Below are 17,261 nucleotides of genomic sequence, written 5' to 3'. Positions count from 1 at the left end.
ATATATCCATAGTATAATTACTAATCAATGAATAAAATATTGATATATTGCGGGTTAAGCTTGACATCTGGTAGGAATTTCACCACTGAGGTCTGTATCCCCGGGCCCCTCCGTCTAGATAGAGTCATAATCCCCCTTTTTGTTGAGTTTTACCGATTTATTTTGTTCAAGTCGGCACTTTTTGCGCGTCCTATTTCTCACATGTCTATCTCAGGTTTTATCTATTCTGGTGGGGAGTAGGGAGTTCATTTTCTTTTTTGTAATACTTTTTCTGTTTTGATCACTTATTCTTTTCTCGATTCGCGGGCCTTTGCTCCGCTCATTTTTGTTTCCTGACTTACGTTGTTGTTGCTTCTTTCTTTTCTTGATTGGTTGGATAAGATCAAATACTTTTTTTCTTCTTTTGCTTTCGCTTCTGGTTCGCGTGCTGCTTTGCGCACTCTTGCCTTGAAGTTACTTTCGTTTTTGCTTTCTACTTTTTTTAATGGTTTTATATTATCCATTCATTTGTATTCTTATTACTTTTGGATAAGAATAGGAATATATAAATTTTTTTAAGGACGTGGATTATGAAGATCGGTATTATTAAGGCTGCTAGTAGTTTTGGACGTTTTGTGGCTAATGAGGCGTTGGATCGTGGATTTGAGGTTTCTGCTATTTCTGATGATGTTTCTGAATTGCCTGAGGGTTGGCCGTTGATTGATCGAGATGTTTTGGAGCTTTCTTTTAAGGATATTGAGCAATTCGATGTTGTGGTCAACTGCTCTGAGGTTCGTGCTGGTCAGGGTGAAATGGCTGTTTCTGTTATGGATCATTTGATTGATATTTTTGCTGGATCTTCTACTCGTTTGATGGTTGTTGGTTCGGGGGTCAATTTGTTTGCTGATGATTCTCGTAAGCAGAAGGTGGCTGACTTTTTACCTGCTATGAAGGAGCAGTCTGATTTGTTGGCTCAGGCTTGGGGCAATTTGCAGGCTAGTTCGGGATTTGATTGGACTTATCTTGCTCCGCCGTTTCACTTTGATATTTCTGGACCTAAGACTGGGTCTTATCGGACTGGTTCTGATTTTGTTATTGTTGATCAGAAAGGGGCTGCCGCTATTAGTTATGCTGATTTGGCACTGGCTTTGGTTGATGAGATTTCTGAGCCACAATTTTTGAACTCGATGTTTACTGCCACTTATCGGTAATTATTTGATAGGGGTGGGGAGTATCAGTTGGTAGTCTTGGAGGATGTCGCTTTTTAATTTTCCATATTCATCGATCAAGGCGTGGAATTCTTCGGCTTGTTTAGAATCGAAAGGGAAGTTAAATTCGACGGCGTTTTTTAATTGGAGATAGGTTGGCTTCTTTTCGAAAGCATGCATTGTTTTGAAGAGGCGCATGCTGTAATTGTCGGCGACAAAGGTTGGACGATGGAAATAATATAGTAGTAATACGTCGGCGGTTTCATTGCCAATGCCTTTTAGAGCTATCAATTTTTTTCGTAATTGCTTTGTTGACAGTTGTTCCCAGATATCAAAATCGTCTCGATAAGCGGTTAAAAGAGAATGTAGATAAATCGCTTTGTTATTGAAGAAGCCGCTGGGCTGGATCAGTTTTTTCGTTTCATCCAAAGAAAGAGCTAGTAACTTGGTTAGGTCAAAATTGGTTGCTTTTTGTAGATTAGCCAAGGAACGGTCAACATTTTTCCAGTTAGTGTTTTGGATCAAGACCATTCCTGTTAACATTTCTTCAGTTGATCCGGCTGGCCACCAGTTTTGTTGGCCCAGTTGTTTATGAAGCAATTGGTATAGTTGCGTTATTGTGATTTGTTTTGTCAAAATTTACTCCTAGGTGGTGAATCTGTTCTAAATAATAATTTTAGGACACATGTAATATGCAAGCATTAGATGAATATTTGCAAACACTCGATAATGAAAATGATATACTTTTAGCAAAAAAGATGGCAAATATTATTTCTCAAGCTCTTCCTGACGCCGAGATCAGATTGTCTTATGGACTGGTGGGGTACTTTCAGCCGAAACAAATTTGTTTTTTGGGTATCTATAAAAATCATATTGGATTTTATCCAACTAATAAACCTATTGATCATTTTATAAATGAAATCACACCTTATTTGCACGGTAAAACAACCTTGCAGTTCAATAAAAGTGTTGATGCGATCCCTGAAGAATTGATACAAAAAATTGCCAATTGGAATTTGAATAATTGATTTGTCGTAAAGAGCATTTTCCCAAAAATATTTTTAAATGAAATTGATTTACTAAAAATAATTATGAAAACTTTTCGTTTATCGCACATATGTTTGCATTTTTGTGGTACGATATCTTTTGTTGAATTCGAAATGTGTGGGGAGAAAATATGCAAATTGTCTTATTTTTAATTGGCTCTGTTTTTGCTCTACTTCTGGAGAAGTATATTTTTGCAAATAATCGTTATGCTTGGTTAGGTGCTGTTATTCCCGTTTTATCAATTGGGATAGTTACTTGGCTTTTGGTTAGTGCCAGAATGACTTGGGGGTTCGCTGACTTAATTATTGGTGTAGTTTTTGTTTTCTTTAATTTTATTTTTTGGAGTCAAGGGATCGCCTTGTACCAGCGACGTAAAAAGATGCACCATGCTCGAAAAGCTTAATTTAGATTTTCACGCTGACTGAATTTTTAGTCAGCTTTTTTATTTAAATTGTTATATTTTTCATGAGTTTGTTCATTTGGTAACAAAAACTTTTTTTAAATTCAATAATAACAAGAATTTTTCTGGTGTTAACATGGCCGTGGATTTAAGAAAGGGAGGAATAAACATGAAAGATGAAACCCCCAATCGCAAGAAATTGATTAAATATGCCAATGGACCTTCGTTGGAAGAGATCAACAGTACGATTGAAGTTCCCAAGAATAAGAATTTTTTGAGAACATTATCTGTTTACTCTGGTCCTGGCGCTTTGGTAGCCGTGGGATACATGGATCCTGGTAACTGGAGCACTTCGATCACTGGTGGACAAAATTTTGAGTATTTATTAATGTCGGTAATACTTCTTTCTAGTTTAGTTGCCATGTTGCTGCAATATATGGCTGCTAAACTAGGAATTGTAACTCAAATGGATCTCGCACAAGCTATCCGGGCACGGACTAGCAAGTCACTCGGGATCGTTTTGTGGATCATGACCGAATTTGCGATCATGGCGACCGATATTGCGGAAGTTATTGGTGCAGCTATTGCGTTGTACTTGCTGTTTCATATCCCGCTAGTTATTGCGGTATTTATTACTGTCTTTGATGTTTTGTTACTATTGTTACTGACCAAGATCGGATTTAGAAAAATTGAAGCTATCGTTGTATGTTTGATCTTGGTTATTATCCTAGTTTTCGGTTATCAAGTTGCACTATCTGACCCTGACTGGGGTGGAGTATTGAAGGGCTTAGTCCCAACGGCTGAAACATTTTCACAACATCCAACAGTTGGTGGAATGACTCCCTTAACTGGTGCCTTAGGTATTATTGGTGCTACGGTTATGCCTCATAATTTATACTTACATTCGGCCATTTCTCAGACTAGAAAGATCGATCATGACGACAAAGATCAAGTTGCCATGTCAGTCAAATTCACGGCTTGGGATTCCAACATTCAGTTAACTTGTGCCTTTTTTGTGAACGCCTTATTGCTGATCATGGGTGTTGCCGTATTCAAGAGTGGGACTGTTAAAGATTCTTCATTCTTCGGTTTGTTCCAAGCACTGTCTGACACCAAGACTATGAGCAATGGTATCTTGGCCAGTGTTGCTAAGACCGGAGTTTTATCAACATTGTTTGCGGTAGCTTTACTAGCTTCAGGTCAAAATTCGACTATCACTGGTACTTTGACCGGACAAGTTATTATGGAAGATTTCGTTCATTTAAAGATGCCTTTATGGTTACGTCGTTTAGTAACTAGATTGATTTCAGTTATTCCAGTTTTGATTTGTGTTACGTTGACAAGTAGTAAAAGTGCCATCGATGAGCACGTAGCCTTAAACGATTTGATGAACAACTCGCAAGTATTCTTAGCCTTTGCTTTACCATTCTCCATGTTGCCATTATTATTAATGACCGATAGTGAAGCTGAGATGGGCAGGCGATTCAAAAATTCGTTCATAATTAAATTATTTGGCTGGATCTCCGTTATCGGTTTGACCTACCTCAACTTACTAGGTTTGCCAGCTCAAGTAGAAGGATTCTTCGGTGATAATCCATCTAAAATGCAGTTGATGATGGCTGATGATATTGCGTATGGATTGATTGCCATCGTAATTGCATTATTGATCTGGACTGTCGTTGAATTGTACAAAGGTAATAAAATGGTCGAAAGAATCAATCAAGAGAACGAAAGAATAACAGAAAATGATTAATTTTAAAGAGCTTCTTTGATAGATTTCGTAATCTATTTAAGAAGCTTTTTTTGAGATACATACGTTCGAAAAGATGGATTTGGAATTAAATCGTCTTTAGAATTAAGTAGCCTTGATTATTGTTAAGACGGAAATACGTATGTAAATAGTTCCAAAAACAAAGATAGTAAAGAAGTTAAACAAAAAAACAGTATCAAAGCCTAATATTGAAGGTTTTGACACCGTTTTTTTAAGTAAAAAATTTCTGTTTCTTCTATTATATACCGTCTAAACTAAACCACACTAAACTAGCATTCGATACAATTGTGGATTATCACGGAGATTAGTGTAATTGGGATCAAACTTCGTCAATCGCTCCAACAACTGACCAAGGTTCTCGGCTTTGCCTAAGCGAACTCCTAATAAGACTGGTCCTTCGCTACTGTTGACCTTTTTAGTGTATTCAAATTTGGTGATGTCATCATCAGGATTCAATACAACATTGACGAATTCACGTAGAGCACCAGCTCTTTGGGCAAAACTGACGAGAAAATAGTGTTGCAACCCTTGATAGATCAAAGATTTCTCTTCCATTTCTTGCATCCGATTGATGTCGTTATTACCGCCGGAGACTACGCAGACGACCGTTTTCCCCGGTAATTGATCTTTATAAACTTCCAACGCAGCAATACTCAAGGCACCTACCGGTTCAGCGACGATGGCTAGTTTGCTGTAGACTTCAAGGATGGTCTGACTATCTAGTCCTTCCGGCACAGCGACTAAGCGATCGACATATTTTTGACAAGTATTGTAAGTCAGTTGTCCTACTTTTCGGACGGCAGCACCGTCTACGAAGGTGTCAACTTTATCAAGATCGACGGGATGACCAACGGCAAAGGCTTGGGCCATCGAGCGAGCACCACTAGGCTCGACTCCGACAACGGTGGTATCGGGACTGACCGCTTTGGTATGCGTACTGATCCCGCTGATCAAACCGCCGCCACCGATGGCAGCAAATAAGAAATCGACATCGAGATTTTTCTCAGCCGCATCATCAAAAACCTCCACAGCTAAACTTCCTTGACCTGCCATGGTGTTCAAATTATCGAACGGTGCAATAAAAGTTTGATCGTTATCAGTGCAAAATTGATTAGCCGCTTCGTTGGCTTCGTCAAAAGTATCTCCGACTAGTTTGATAGTTACATTATCGCCACCGAAAAATTGGACTTGATCGATTTTTTGCTGTGGGGTAGTAGTGGGCATGAAGATCGTGGCAGGTAGATCCATTTTTCGGCTCGTCCAAGCGACTCCTTGAGCGTGATTTCCGGCACTGGCACAAACTACTCCGCGTTTGCGGTCAGATTCTGGTGTTTGACTGATGGCATAATATGCTCCACGGATCTTGAATGAACGAACTTGTTGTAGATCTTCACGTTTCAAATAGACTTGGCAGTGATATTTTTGCGACAAGTAGTCACTGTGTTGTAAAGGTGTGTGCTCCACGACTGGTTTTAGTACTCGATAGGCATTTTCTACTTCTTGTTCGGTTAGGACGGTTCTAGTTTTGGTAGTCATAAGATAAATTCTCCTCGTTTTTTAAAATGTGTAATAAAAAAGGGTTGCCTGCGTTTGCAGACAACCCTTTTTGGCTAGCGACTAGCCCATGAATATTTTTAAGATCATGTTTTGACTGATACTACTCGCCGAATGTACCAGACCTTGATAAACATGAAAAGTATCCAAGATGAATTTGGGGTTAAACTGTAAAGCGCTGTAATACGAAATATTTGCGTTATCGATAATAAGACTAATCAAGGCCGAGTCTTGGACGGCCTTAATAATGACCAAGTCATCATCAGTAATGTTACTAATAATAATGTGGTCTAGACCATTGTCGAGAGCAATCCCAATTCTTGTTTGTAGTTCGTTGAAGCCATACTTAACTAAGCCGTCCAACTTAACGATGATTTGCAAATTGTTGTCGGCAGCTAGTTTGATATTTTTCAATAGCTCGTCAAATAAGGTTGAATTGGCAACGTCAGCATCGCTTACGACGACGGCAACACAACCTGAAGCTTTCAAGACTTGAACTTGTTGATCCAAATCTTGTGATTGACCATTAAGGCAAAGATCGGCCAAGACATTCATCTTGGTTGAGGCAGACAAAGTTTGCACATAGTTTAAGTAAGCTGATGTGCTCAACAAATCTGTATCAGAAGTTCCCAATAATTGAGTACTCAAAAGGCGACTGTCCAAGTAGACAGAGTCAAAGCCTTCGGTCGACAAATGTTTTAACATTAAAGCATTTGATGCTGCGGGTACAAAGTGTGCTGACATGATTAACATTCCTTTCCTAAAAATTGCTCTAGAGTTCTAGAGTTAATAAACAAGTCGTCTGAGAAAAAATCACATAATTTTTTCTGGATTCTAATTTGCTTTTAATGACTTTTAAGTTAACAATTTCACGAATCTTGTCAATAAAAATCTGCATATTTGAAAAAATAAAAAAAATTCAAAAAAAGATTTTTGATAAAAACTACCTATATAGCGTTGTAAAAAAATGATGAAAATGTTCACAAAAAATGAATTTTAGAGCTTGACATAAATTTTAAATGCGTATAAATTAATGCCCATCAGGTACAGCAAGCGAATTTATCAAAAATTTATTTAAGAAAATAATCACTATCGTGCCGATATAACTTGTGAACAACAAGTTAGACAGGTAAATGATCAATGTTTTTTAATAAGTTTTCGGAGCTTCACTGCTTGACTGAAAGAAATTATAACATGCAACGGCCAACTTGCAAAAATTAGAAAATATTAATTTTAAATTATAGTAATTCTTATTTTCTTAATCACAGTTGTTCGTCTAAGAAAGGGGGATCTATCGATGTTAGCAAAACAGTCGGAAATGGAAACGACAATTAGCGGAGCTGAATCTTTGATTAAATCTTTAGTTGATCATGACGTAGATTTATTATTCGGTTATCCTGGCGGTGCTGTTTTACCAATTTACGACAAACTGCTTACTTCGTCGTTTCGAAATATTTTGACACGGCATGAACAAGGTGCAGCACACGCTGCCGAAGGTTACGCCAAAGTCACAGGGAGGACAGGCGTCATTTTGGTCACAAGTGGACCAGGGGCGTCAAATGCGATTACTGGAATTGCTGATGCAATGATGGATTCCGCTCCCTTGGTTGTTTTGACGGGTCAAGTAGGAACAGGTGCCATTGGAACTCACGCTTTTCAAGAGTTAGATATCGTGAGTATAACCAAAGCAGTAACAAAAGCTAATTTTCAAGTACACAAGGGTGATGATTTGGCGAGTATTTTAGACAAAGCTTTCACCATTGCACAGGAGGGTCGCAAGGGACCTGTCTTAGTTGACCTGCCAAAAGATGTGATGTCACAAGTATTTGAAAATGATTCAGTAGCAGTCACTGAAAAACCAGTCGCAAAACGATTGTCGGCTGGACAGCAACGTGATTTGAATAAGATCATTACGAAATTATCTGAGGCAAAAAGACCATTGTTGTTGCTAGGGGGCGGCGTTAGTGATGCTAATGCTGGTAAACTAGCAAGACAATTTGCCCAAAAATGGCGGTTGCCAACCGTCACAACGTTGTTGGGATTAGGGATCATGCAGTATCAAGACCCATTGTCTTTAGGTATGGGTGGGATGCACGGATCATACGCAGCCAATATGGCGTTTCAAGAATGTGACTTCTTGTTAAACATTGGCTCGCGCTTTGACGATCGTCTAGTACCTAACGCGGCGAAGTTCGCTCCAAACGCCGAGATAGCGCACATTGATGTCGATCCAGTTGAGATCGGTCGTATCGTTGTAACGCAGTATTCAGCCGTGGCGGATGCGAAAAGAGCACTGCATTATTTGAATAAATTCGAACCGATCAGCCAGTTTGAACCTAGTTGGTACGAACGGATCGAGAACAATCAAAAATATCATCACTTTACTTATCAAAAATCAAAAACTCATCTGAAACCTCAAGAAGTCATTCAAGCAGTCGGAAATGTAACTAAAGGTCAAGCGTACGTCGTTACTGACGTCGGACAACACCAAATGTGGGCTGCTCAATTTTATCCTTTCCAATTTCCACGTCAGATCGTAACTTCTGGTGGATTGGGAACGATGGGATTTGGATTGCCAGCAGCAATTGGCGCCAAATACGCTCATCCGAAAAAAGACGTCGTCTTATTCGTCGGCGATGGCGGTTTGCAAATGACTAGTGAAGAACTAGAAGTCTTGGCAGCTGAAAAATTAAACATCAAGATCATCTTATTGAACAACAAAACGCTTGGAATGGTCCGTCAATGGCAAGACGAGTTTTATGACCAACGTCGTTCACAAACCGTCTTTGATCATCAACCTGATTTTGAAAAATTGGCCAATGCCTATGGAGTCAGTTATTACACTCTCAATAAATCAGACGATTTAGAAGACAAGCTTGAACAAATTTTTCAAATCGATGAACCAGCTTTGATCAACGTGACTATTCCTAGTTTTGAGCAAGTTTATCCAATGGTTGCACCTGGCAGCGCTAATGACGAAATGTTGGGGATTTAAGTACATTCAATTTTTTAAAAAATAAATACAAATGGAGATCAATTATGAAAGTAGAAATGTTATACGACAAGGACGTTACAACTAATTATTTACAAGGAAAGACACTAGCTTTTGTAGGCTATGGAGCACAAGGGCACGCCCAAGCTAATAACTTACGTGACTCTGGCTATCATGTAGTGGTTGGCGTTCGTCCAGGAAAATCATTTGACAATGCAAAAACTGATGGATTTGAAGTTATGTCAGTTGCCGAAGCAGTTAAACAGGCTGACTGGGTCCAGATGTTGACTCCTGATGAAGTAATGTCAGACGTTTACAAAAATGAAGTTGCACCATATTTGGAACCTGGCAATGTCTTAGGATTCTCACATGGTTTCAACGTGCACTACAAGGAAATCGTTCCTCCAGATTATGTTGATGTTGTAATGATGACTCCAAAAGGACCAGGTAATCTTTGTCGTCGGACTTATAAAGAAGGATTCGGTGTTCCCGCATTGTATGGTTACTATCAAGACTATTCAGGCCACGCCGAAGACTTGTCCAAAGAATTTGCTAAAGGAAATGGTGCTGCTCGTGCCGGCTTGTTGAAGACGACCTTCAAAGAGGAGACTGAAGAAGACCTCTTTGGTGAACAAAATGTTCTCATGGGTGGCGTTACAGCCTTGATCGAAACAGGCTTTGAAGTCTTGACTGAGGCAGGCTATTCGCCACAATTAGCTTATTTTGAAGTTGAACATGAAATGAAATTGATCTGTGACTTGATCTATGAAGGTGGATTTAACAAGATGTACGCCGACTGTTCAAACACATCAGAATACGGTTCATACGTAGTTGGACCAAAAGTTGTCGGTCCTGAATCAAAACAAGCTATGAAAGATGCATTGGAAAACATCCAAAATGGTAAATTTGCTAAAGAATTCATGGATGACTATCGTAACGGCTTCAAAGGCTTGTACAAAATGCGCGAGCGCTCAGCAAACTCACTACTTTCTGAAGTTGGTGAACAATTACGTGAAAGAATGCCATTTGTTAAAGAGGCAGATAAATACAGCACCCCTCAAAGCGCATAATTTTTGAAAAAATAATGTTAGCAAATGGACCTTACGCAAACTGTGTCTGCGTGGGTCTATTTCTTTCATGAAGGGGATTGCTATGTCGAAAATTTTAGAATTTAACAACGTTTCTGTCCAAAGAGGAAAGCGACAGATCTTAAGTAAGATCACTTGGACGGTCGAGACTGGACAAAACTGGGCCATCTTAGGTTTGAACGGTGCGGGTAAAACGACGTTATTAAAGATGATCCACGGTGATCTGTGGCCTAGCGAGGGAACGTTAGAAGTTTTAGGGGGCAAATTTGGCGAGACGAACATCCCCGAATTACAAACTAAGATCGGTTGGGTCAGCAATGCTTTACAAGATGATCTCCACCAAGCAGATATAGTCGACGAAATAGTTTTATCCGGGAAATTCGCCAGTATCGGTATTTACCAAGACTACAGTTTTGAAGACATGGATGAGGCGCGACAGACTTTGATCAATTTAGGGGGAGCCAAATTATTGTCCAAACCTTACGCAGTTTTATCGCAAGGCGAACGTCAATTAGTATTGATCGCACGGGCCTTGATGGCTAAGCCAAAACTTCTGATCCTTGATGAACCGTGCAATGGCTTAGATCTGTTTGCTCGAGAAGAACTTTTGTCGAAGATCAACAATATTTCTACGCAGCCAAACAGTCCTGCCTTGTTGTTGGTATCGCATTACACTGAGGAGATCTTGCCATTGTTCAAACACGTTTTGTTGTTAAGGAATGGCCAAGTGATCGATCAAGGTGAGCGGGAGCGTTTATTATCGAAAAAAGTTTTGAGTGCTTTTTATCAGTAGCCGATCGCCATTCAATCAATCGATAAAACGCGGATCGCCGTCTATCCGCAAACAGTTTCTAAATAAGGGAAGAAGGAATAAAAAATGAGCGATACGTTAAATTTCAGTGTCAGTGGAAAAGACATGCAAAAACGAAGTGACGAAATCAAAGTAGGTGTCGATCGAGCACCAGGAAGAAGTTTGCTCTATGCTACGGGCCAAGTTAAGGATCCAGATGACATGAAGAAACCATTCATTGCCATTTGTAATTCATACATTGAGATCGTACCTGGTCACGTGCACCTACGTAAATTAGCCGAAGTAGCTAAAGAAGAAATTAGGAAAATGGGTGGGATTCCTTTCGAATTCAATACCATTGGTGTTGATGATGGTATTGCAATGGGACACATTGGAATGCGCTACTCATTACCTAGCCGCGAGATCATTGCCGATTCTGCTGAAACTGTCATTAATGCTCATTGGTTCGACGGCGTCTTGTACATGCCGAACTGTGACAAGATCACGCCAGGTATGTTGATGGCATCAGTCAGGACAAATGTTCCTTGTGCCTTTGTCTCCGGAGGCCCGATGAAAGCTGGGGTCGATCCTAACGGTAAAGCCGCCACATTATCAAGTGTTTTTGAAGCTGTCGGTGCTTTTAAAGATGGCAAGATGACCAAAGATGATTTCATGGAATTGGAACGAAATGCCTGTCCAAGTTGTGGTTCATGTTCTGGGATGTACACTGCTAATTCGATGAACTCCTTGATGGAGGCCTTTGGAGTAGCTTTGCCTTACAACGGAACTGCTCTAGCTGTTTCAGATGAACGAAAAGATCTCGTTCGTGCAGCAGCAAGAAGAGTTATGGAAAATGTTAAAAATAATTTGAAGCCTCGTGACATCATGACCAAAGAAGCTTTTGACGATGCCTTTGCACTTGATATGGCGATGGGTGGTTCAACTAACACCGTATTGCACGGTTTAGCGATCGCTCACGAAGCTGGTATTGACTACAGTGAAGAAGATATCAACGAAATTGCTAAGAAGACTCCACATTTGGCAAAAATTGCCCCTTCATCATCATGGACGATGCAAGACGTCCACGAAGCTGGTGGGATCCCTGCTTTGATGAATGAATTGATCGAAAAAGGAGTCCTTCATCCGGATCGTATGACCGTCACTGGCAAGACTATTCGTGAAAATGTTGCCGGCAAAAAGACGCTTAATCCAGAGGTTATCAGACCATTGGACAATCCATATTCAGAACAAGGGGGACTTTCCATTCTCTATGGAAATATTGCCAAAAAAGGCTCCGTCATCAAAGTTGCCGGAGTCGATCCCGACATTCATGAATTCACTGGTACGGCCGTTTGCTTCGACTCCCATGACGATGCTGTTGAAGGGATCGATAACGGAACGGTTAAAGCTGGGAATGTCGTCGTCATCAGATATGAAGGACCAAAGGGTGGACCAGGGATGCCTGAAATGTTGAATCCAACTTCAGATATCATCGGCCGTGGTTTAGGTCGGACTGTCGCCTTGATCACTGATGGTAGATTCTCCGGAGCTACTCACGGGATCTGTGTGGGACACGTTTCGCCAGAAGCCGCTTCTGGCGGTGAGATCGGCTTGATCCACGACGGCGATAAGATCACCATTGATCTCGTCAATCGGACTTTAGACGTTGACTTGACCGAAGCTGAATTAGATGCCAGAAGAAGTGAACTCAAACCGTTCCAACCAAAAGTTAGATATGGCTATTTAGCCAGATACCAATATTTAGTAACCTCAGCTAATACCGGTGGCGTAATGCTTGGAGCTGATCAGCTTTTTGGAAAAGTTGAGGAATCGGAAAAGTCAGCCACTGACGGAAAGTAGTGAACAAAATGGTAGACGAAATGAATCAAACTCAACAAGAAAAAATGACCGACTTGCAAGACCGCATGTTGTCGCAGTTGTCAAAAGTCATCGACCCTGAATTAAGAGTCGATCTCGTCAATCTAGGATTGATCTACGGGATTAGCTTGGAGGACAAAATTTGTACAGTAAAAATGACCTTAACTACTATGGGTTGCCCAATTTCTGCAGTTTTGGAGCAAATGATCCAGTCAGCTTTGGAACAATTGCCAGAGATCGACGAAGTTAAGATCAATCTCGTTTGGTATCCTGCTTGGACGCCAGGCAAAATGAGTCGAACGGCAAAAATGGCGCTCGGATATTATCGATAGGGGATGAATGAATTGGAAAAAGTAGAATCATTGGGAAAATGGGTTGGACGATGGTTCACATTGTTAGTCGTACTTTGGGCGGTGTTCAATTACGCACTTCCGCAAACTAGTCAGTGGGTCATCCCCAACACCTCGTATTTATTAGGCATTATCTTATTCGGCATGGGGCTGACGCTTCGTGGCGAGGACTTTGTTAGAATCGTCAAAAGACCTTTGCCAGTTATTTTAGGCACGATCGCCCATTACGTCATCATGCCAACTATCGCCTGGTTACTTTGCCAGATCTTTGGCTTAACAGGAGCAACTGCCGTGGGTGTCATTTTGGTTGGATCGTGTCCAAGTGGCACATCGTCTAGCGTTATGGCTTACTTGGCAGGTGGAGACGTGGCCTTAGACGTTTCGATCGAAACTTTATCGACCTTGTTAGCGCCACTGGCATTACCAGGATTATTATTATTTTATGCTGGCCAATACGTTACGATCCCAACAACATCGCTCTTTTTGAGCACTATCAGGATCGTTTTGATCCCGATAATCTTAGGTGTAGTAGTTCATACGATCTTCAAAAAGCATATCGACTACATCACCAGAGCATTACCGCTGATCTCACAGACAGCTATCCTTTTGATCATCGGTGCCGTAATCAGTGCTAATCATGCGGAACTCTTTACAGCAACTACCGCCTTAGTTATCCCAGTCGTAATCTTGCACAATTTATCAGGCTACGGCTTAGGATTTCTCTTCTCAAAATTGATCAGACTAAAAGATCCTCAAAGAAAAGCCATCACTTTCGAAGTCGGGATGCAAGATTCCAGTCTAGGAGCAACGCTAGCCATGATGTACTTCTCGCCAGCAGCTGCTATTCCTTCAACGATTTTTAGTGTTTGGCACAACATTTCCGGTTCGGTATTATCATCGTATTGGAGAGGATTTACCGAGAAACATGCTAAGACCACAGTTCAACAAACTGTTGCCGGCTGATAAATAATGAGTGAGTTTAAAATTATTGAAAAAAAGAGATAGGATTCTGTTTTTAACAGAACCTATCTCTTTTTTTGCGGAAACGAGTTGCAGACGACAGTGACTTACGGTTTGGAAACTTTCAGTGACGCCTGATTTGCTAGTATAAAATGGTGCTAGTTATTTTTGTTAGATAAACTTGCTGCGGTTTGGATAGCGGTGTTTTGCTTTATCCTCAAGGATGTTGAAACGAGCTCCAAGCGACAGCGGCCTCCGGTTAACACAGGTGGTCGCATTGATTCAAAGAAATTGCGTTTTGATTTCTTTATTTCGTAAACTTGCTGAATGGAAATATTGCTTTCTATTTTTGCTAGTTAGATTTGCTACGGTTTGGATAGAAGTGTTTTGCTTTATCCTCAAGGATGTGAAAACGAGTTCCGGCACACAGCGGCCTCCGGTTAACACAGATGGTCGAGGCACGGCTTCGCCGCACCTTGTTCGACCATCTGCATTAATCCTCAGCAGCTAACCGTGTGCCTACACTCTTTGTGTTTAAATCCTCAGCAGCTAACCGTGTGGCTACACTCTCTGTGTTTAAATCCTCAGCAGCTGATCGTCGCTTCCCGCTCTCTGTTAGCCTCTTAGTAATCTCAATCCGTTTAGTATTACTAATAAAGTACTTCCTTCATGGGCGACGACTCCGATTCCGATGTCTGTTAGGCCAAAGAAGTTGAGGACTACTAATAGTGTTACGACTGCCATTGAGAAAGTGATGTTTTGCCAAACGATTTTGTTCAAGCGTTTGGAAACTCGATGCGAGGTAACGAATTTGTTCAGGTCATTTTTCATGAGGACTACGTCGGCAACATCAATAGCTACGTCAGTACCTTCACCCATGGCGATACCAACGTCAGCGTTGACTAATGCTGGAGCATCGTTGACACCGTCACCAACCATACCGGTCATTAGTGATTTTGATTCAAGATCATTGACAACTTTTACTTTATCTTCAGGCAAAACTTCAGTGATAACTTTCTTGATACCAAGATTGTGACCAATTGCTTCACCAGTTTGCTTAGAATCTCCGGTGATCATCACAGTATCGATCCCTTCGTGATTCAAGTAGTCGATCGTTGGTTGAGCCGCTGAATTAGGCGTGTCCATTAAAGCTAGTAGAGCAACGACACGTTGATTTTTTGCAACAAAAACGACAGTTTTACCTTCTTTTGCTAGTTCTTTTTGCTGAAGAGTGAATTGGTCATCAACTGAAGAAAAAGCTTTTGGTTTAGCAATCAAGTATTCATCATCACCAAGCTGACCAATTACACCAGTACCGATCTTAGTTTCAACTTTAATATCGAGTTTCTTCGCTTGATCAAAGTGGTTGACGATAGCTGCAGCAAGGGGATGGTTGGTCTGATCTTCAATGCTAGAAACGATGTCGATCAAGTCGTCTTTATTAATATCATCGGCCACGATAAAGTCAGTAACTTCAGGTTTACCTTTCGTCAAAGTACCAGTTTTATCAAATGCCACAGCCTTTAAATCGGCAAGATTGGATAAGAAAGAACCACCTTTGAAAAGGACGCCGTTTTTAGCCAAATTAGAAATGGCCGAAAGAGTGGCAGGCACGGCACTAGCTGCTAAAGCACAAGGGGATGCCGAGATCAAAAAGACGATTCCACGATAAATACTAGTAGAAAAGCTCCAGCCAAACGCAGCCGCACCACTCAAGATCACGAGTGGGAATAAAATAAGGACGGTAGTAACGTAAATAGGTTCAATTTTCTTGATCTTTGTAGCAGTCTTACTCAAATTATTTTGTGACTGGTCTACTAAACTCAAAATTTTTGAAAAAACAGTATTATCACTAGTCTTCGTTGCCGTCATGGTAAAGGAATCATTACCGTTGATCGTACCGGCAAAAACAGGGTCACCAGTAGTTTTTTCACGGGGAATACTTTCGCCATTGATAGCCGATTCATCGATCGATGCAATACCTGATAAAATGTTACCATCGATCGGAATTTGAGCACCATTTTGAACTTGCAAAGTGTCACCAACTTGCACTGTCTCAACTGAGACTTCTTCGATCGAACCATCAGGATGGATGATCCGCGCATTATCAGGATTCATCTCCAGTAATTTGGTGATCTCACGTTTGCTTTTTCCTTCAGCATATTCTTCCAAAAAATGTGCCCCAGCAAATATTAAAATCAGAAGGGCAGCCTCAGAAAATTTGCCGATCAAAATAGCACCGACAGCTGCTAATGACATTAACAAGTGGATATTAGGTGAGAACTTCTTGCGAGCCTTAGTCTCAGTTACCGTAAGCGAAAAACCTTCGATCATCACGTGGTAGCCAGACAAGATCGTCGCCAGTAAATACAACACCTTAATAAATATCGGTAAATTAGCTCCCGAAAGGAACAAAGTTAGTCCTAACAGAAAAAGAAATAGTCCTAAAAAGTAGGATTTGGTAGTAATATTTTTAATTTTCACCACATTCGCCTCCAAACATATGCACATCTGTTCATATGTTCATATTAGCATGTAAATGCTTACTTAACAATACTTTTTAAATAATTATCAATTTGGTCAAATTTAAGGTATCGTATAAGTAACAGTAAGTAGGAGCGGAAGCACTTTGGACAAACAAATACACAATCGAAAATTAGAACAATTGATCACCAACGGAGTACCTGAAGATGATCACGCTAAAAAAATCTCCGACTTCTTCAAAGCCACTGGAGAGCCAACGAGAGTAAAAATAATCCTAGCATTATCGCAAACTTCACTGAGTGTGAATGAGATTGCCGAGATTTTGAATATGAGTCAATCAGGCATTTCTCATCAGTTGAAGACATTACGAGATGCTAGGATCGTGGTAGGGGAACGTTTTGGAAAAGAGGTTCACTATCGGTTAGTCGACAATCATATCGTAAGGATATTTGAACAGGTAATTAAGCATGCGGATGAGTAGCACTTGATAGTATCAACTATCAGGTTTTTTTTTGTGTTTGGGTTTGAGATTTTTTGAGGTTATAGGTTGGGTGGAGGTTCATTGCCGGTCCTGTGGGGGTTCCAGGAATTGCGCCGTGGAACGCCATGGACGCCACTTTGAGCTATCCGAAGAAAACCGCTTCGGACATCTCAAAGCTGGGTCTTTCACTAAGCGGTAAACCGGTTCTCGTCGTGGTTTGGTTATTTTGATGCATTTATTTAAGAAGAGGCTTATATACTCAATGCCAATTTTCATGAG

16 protein-coding genes are annotated in these 17,261 nt (G+C 40.6%); 11 read left to right on the top strand and 5 right to left on the bottom strand.

Going from position 1 to position 17,261, the window contains the following annotated elements; genetic code table 11:
* Nucleotides 1–284: 284 nt before the first annotated feature.
* Complete coding sequence (locus tag EKM78_RS09975) at nt 285–503, bottom strand: hypothetical protein (RefSeq protein ID WP_125771844.1); 219 nt, start codon at nt 501–503, stop codon at nt 285–287.
* Nucleotides 504–569: 66 nt separating this feature from the next.
* Here EKM78_RS09975 and EKM78_RS09970 point away from each other — a divergent pair, with 66 nt between their 5' ends.
* The gene (locus EKM78_RS09970) at nt 570–1,190 is read left to right on the top strand and encodes an NAD(P)-dependent oxidoreductase (protein WP_125771842.1); all 621 of its coding nucleotides are present in this window, start codon (nt 570–572) and stop codon (nt 1,188–1,190) included.
* Here EKM78_RS09970 and EKM78_RS09965 read toward each other — a convergent pair whose 3' ends face one another.
* The gene (locus EKM78_RS09965) at nt 1,191–1,823 is read right to left on the bottom strand and encodes an endonuclease III domain-containing protein (RefSeq protein WP_125771840.1); all 633 of its coding nucleotides are present in this window, start codon (nt 1,821–1,823) and stop codon (nt 1,191–1,193) included.
* Between the two features lie 56 nt (nt 1,824–1,879).
* Here EKM78_RS09965 and EKM78_RS09960 point away from each other — a divergent pair, with 56 nt between their 5' ends.
* From EKM78_RS09960 to EKM78_RS09950, 3 genes are all read left to right on the top strand, one after another.
* On the top strand, nt 1,880–2,215 hold the full coding sequence (locus EKM78_RS09960; RefSeq protein WP_125771838.1) for an iron chaperone: 336 nt from the start codon (nt 1,880–1,882) through the stop codon (nt 2,213–2,215).
* Between the two features lie 149 nt (nt 2,216–2,364).
* Nucleotides 2,365–2,637 (top strand): hypothetical protein, encoded by a 273-nt coding sequence (locus EKM78_RS09955; protein WP_125771836.1) that lies wholly within the window; start codon nt 2,365–2,367, stop codon nt 2,635–2,637.
* A 166-nt stretch (nt 2,638–2,803) separates the two neighbouring features.
* Nucleotides 2,804–4,387 carry an Nramp family divalent metal transporter gene (locus tag EKM78_RS09950; RefSeq protein ID WP_164507296.1) on the top strand — a complete coding sequence of 528 codons (1,584 nt, stop codon included), beginning with the start codon at nt 2,804–2,806 and terminating at the stop codon, nt 4,385–4,387.
* Between the two features lie 282 nt (nt 4,388–4,669).
* On the opposite strand, the gene ilvA is transcribed toward EKM78_RS09950, so the two are convergent.
* Both ilvA and EKM78_RS09940 read right to left on the bottom strand, forming a co-directional pair.
* Nucleotides 4,670–5,941 carry a threonine ammonia-lyase IlvA gene (ilvA, locus tag EKM78_RS09945; RefSeq protein ID WP_125771834.1) on the bottom strand — a complete coding sequence of 424 codons (1,272 nt, stop codon included), beginning with the start codon at nt 5,939–5,941 and terminating at the stop codon, nt 4,670–4,672.
* Nucleotides 5,942–6,022: 81 nt separating this feature from the next.
* On the bottom strand, nt 6,023–6,703 hold the full coding sequence (locus EKM78_RS09940) for an isocitrate lyase/phosphoenolpyruvate mutase family protein (protein WP_164507295.1): 681 nt from the start codon (nt 6,701–6,703) through the stop codon (nt 6,023–6,025).
* A gap of 553 nt (nt 6,704–7,256) precedes the next feature.
* Here EKM78_RS09940 and ilvB point away from each other — a divergent pair.
* The 6 genes from ilvB to EKM78_RS09910 all read left to right on the top strand — a co-directional run bounded on the left by ilvB (nt 7,257) and on the right by EKM78_RS09910 (nt 14,020).
* Entirely contained in the window at nt 7,257–8,954 is a 1,698-nt protein-coding gene (gene ilvB, locus EKM78_RS09935; RefSeq protein WP_125771830.1) for a biosynthetic-type acetolactate synthase large subunit, read from the top strand.
* A gap of 44 nt (nt 8,955–8,998) precedes the next feature.
* Nucleotides 8,999–10,021 carry a ketol-acid reductoisomerase gene (ilvC, locus tag EKM78_RS09930; RefSeq protein ID WP_125771828.1) on the top strand — a complete coding sequence of 341 codons (1,023 nt, stop codon included), beginning with the start codon at nt 8,999–9,001 and terminating at the stop codon, nt 10,019–10,021.
* A gap of 82 nt (nt 10,022–10,103) precedes the next feature.
* On the top strand, nt 10,104–10,832 hold the full coding sequence (locus EKM78_RS09925; protein ID WP_125771826.1) for an ABC transporter ATP-binding protein: 729 nt from the start codon (nt 10,104–10,106) through the stop codon (nt 10,830–10,832).
* Nucleotides 10,833–10,916: 84 nt separating this feature from the next.
* Nucleotides 10,917–12,689, top strand: coding sequence for a dihydroxy-acid dehydratase (gene ilvD / locus EKM78_RS09920; RefSeq protein WP_125771824.1), 1,773 nt, complete (start codon nt 10,917–10,919; stop codon nt 12,687–12,689).
* Nucleotides 12,690–12,697: 8 nt separating this feature from the next.
* Nucleotides 12,698–13,039, top strand: a complete 342-nt coding sequence (locus tag EKM78_RS09915) for a metal-sulfur cluster assembly factor (RefSeq protein ID WP_125771822.1) — start codon at nt 12,698–12,700, stop codon at nt 13,037–13,039.
* A gap of 3 nt (nt 13,040–13,042) precedes the next feature.
* Nucleotides 13,043–14,020, top strand: a complete 978-nt coding sequence (locus tag EKM78_RS09910) for a bile acid:sodium symporter family protein (protein WP_425453545.1) — start codon at nt 13,043–13,045, stop codon at nt 14,018–14,020.
* Nucleotides 14,021–14,632: 612 nt separating this feature from the next.
* Here EKM78_RS09910 and EKM78_RS09905 read toward each other — a convergent pair.
* Nucleotides 14,633–16,501, bottom strand: a complete 1,869-nt coding sequence (locus EKM78_RS09905) for a heavy metal translocating P-type ATPase (protein WP_125771846.1) — start codon at nt 16,499–16,501, stop codon at nt 14,633–14,635.
* A 145-nt stretch (nt 16,502–16,646) separates the two neighbouring features.
* On the opposite strand from EKM78_RS09905, the gene EKM78_RS09900 reads away from it, so the two are divergent.
* Complete coding sequence (locus tag EKM78_RS09900) at nt 16,647–16,982, top strand: ArsR/SmtB family transcription factor (RefSeq protein WP_125771819.1); 336 nt, start codon at nt 16,647–16,649, stop codon at nt 16,980–16,982.
* Nucleotides 16,983–17,261: the final 279 nt, after the last annotated feature.

This window comes from Companilactobacillus furfuricola, assembly GCF_003946325.1.
Classification (GTDB): domain Bacteria; phylum Bacillota; class Bacilli; order Lactobacillales; family Lactobacillaceae; genus Companilactobacillus; species Companilactobacillus furfuricola.
This window is presented reverse-complemented; position numbering and strand designations above follow the sequence as displayed.

Bases quoted from the DNA above. Each gene is read 5' to 3' on its own strand.
- EKM78_RS09975 (WP_125771844.1), bottom strand. From the start codon at position 503: ATGGATAATATAAAACCATTAAAAAAAGTAGAAAGCAAAAACGAAAGT.
- EKM78_RS09970 (WP_125771842.1), top strand. From the start codon at position 570: ATGAAGATCGGTATTATTAAGGCTGCTAGTAGTTTTGGACGTTTTGTG.
- EKM78_RS09960 (WP_125771838.1), top strand. From the start codon at position 1,880: ATGCAAGCATTAGATGAATATTTGCAAACACTCGATAATGAAAATGAT.
- EKM78_RS09955 (WP_125771836.1), top strand. From the start codon at position 2,365: ATGCAAATTGTCTTATTTTTAATTGGCTCTGTTTTTGCTCTACTTCTG.
- EKM78_RS09950 (WP_164507296.1), top strand. From the start codon at position 2,804: ATGAAAGATGAAACCCCCAATCGCAAGAAATTGATTAAATATGCCAAT.
- ilvA (WP_125771834.1), bottom strand. From the start codon at position 5,941: ATGACTACCAAAACTAGAACCGTCCTAACCGAACAAGAAGTAGAAAAT.
- EKM78_RS09940 (WP_164507295.1), bottom strand. From the start codon at position 6,703: ATGTCAGCACACTTTGTACCCGCAGCATCAAATGCTTTAATGTTAAAA.
- ilvB (WP_125771830.1), top strand. From the start codon at position 7,257: ATGTTAGCAAAACAGTCGGAAATGGAAACGACAATTAGCGGAGCTGAA.
- ilvC (WP_125771828.1), top strand. From the start codon at position 8,999: ATGAAAGTAGAAATGTTATACGACAAGGACGTTACAACTAATTATTTA.
- EKM78_RS09925 (WP_125771826.1), top strand. From the start codon at position 10,104: ATGTCGAAAATTTTAGAATTTAACAACGTTTCTGTCCAAAGAGGAAAG.
- ilvD (WP_125771824.1), top strand. From the start codon at position 10,917: ATGAGCGATACGTTAAATTTCAGTGTCAGTGGAAAAGACATGCAAAAA.
- EKM78_RS09915 (WP_125771822.1), top strand. From the start codon at position 12,698: ATGGTAGACGAAATGAATCAAACTCAACAAGAAAAAATGACCGACTTG.
- EKM78_RS09910 (WP_425453545.1), top strand. From the start codon at position 13,043: ATGAATGAATTGGAAAAAGTAGAATCATTGGGAAAATGGGTTGGACGA.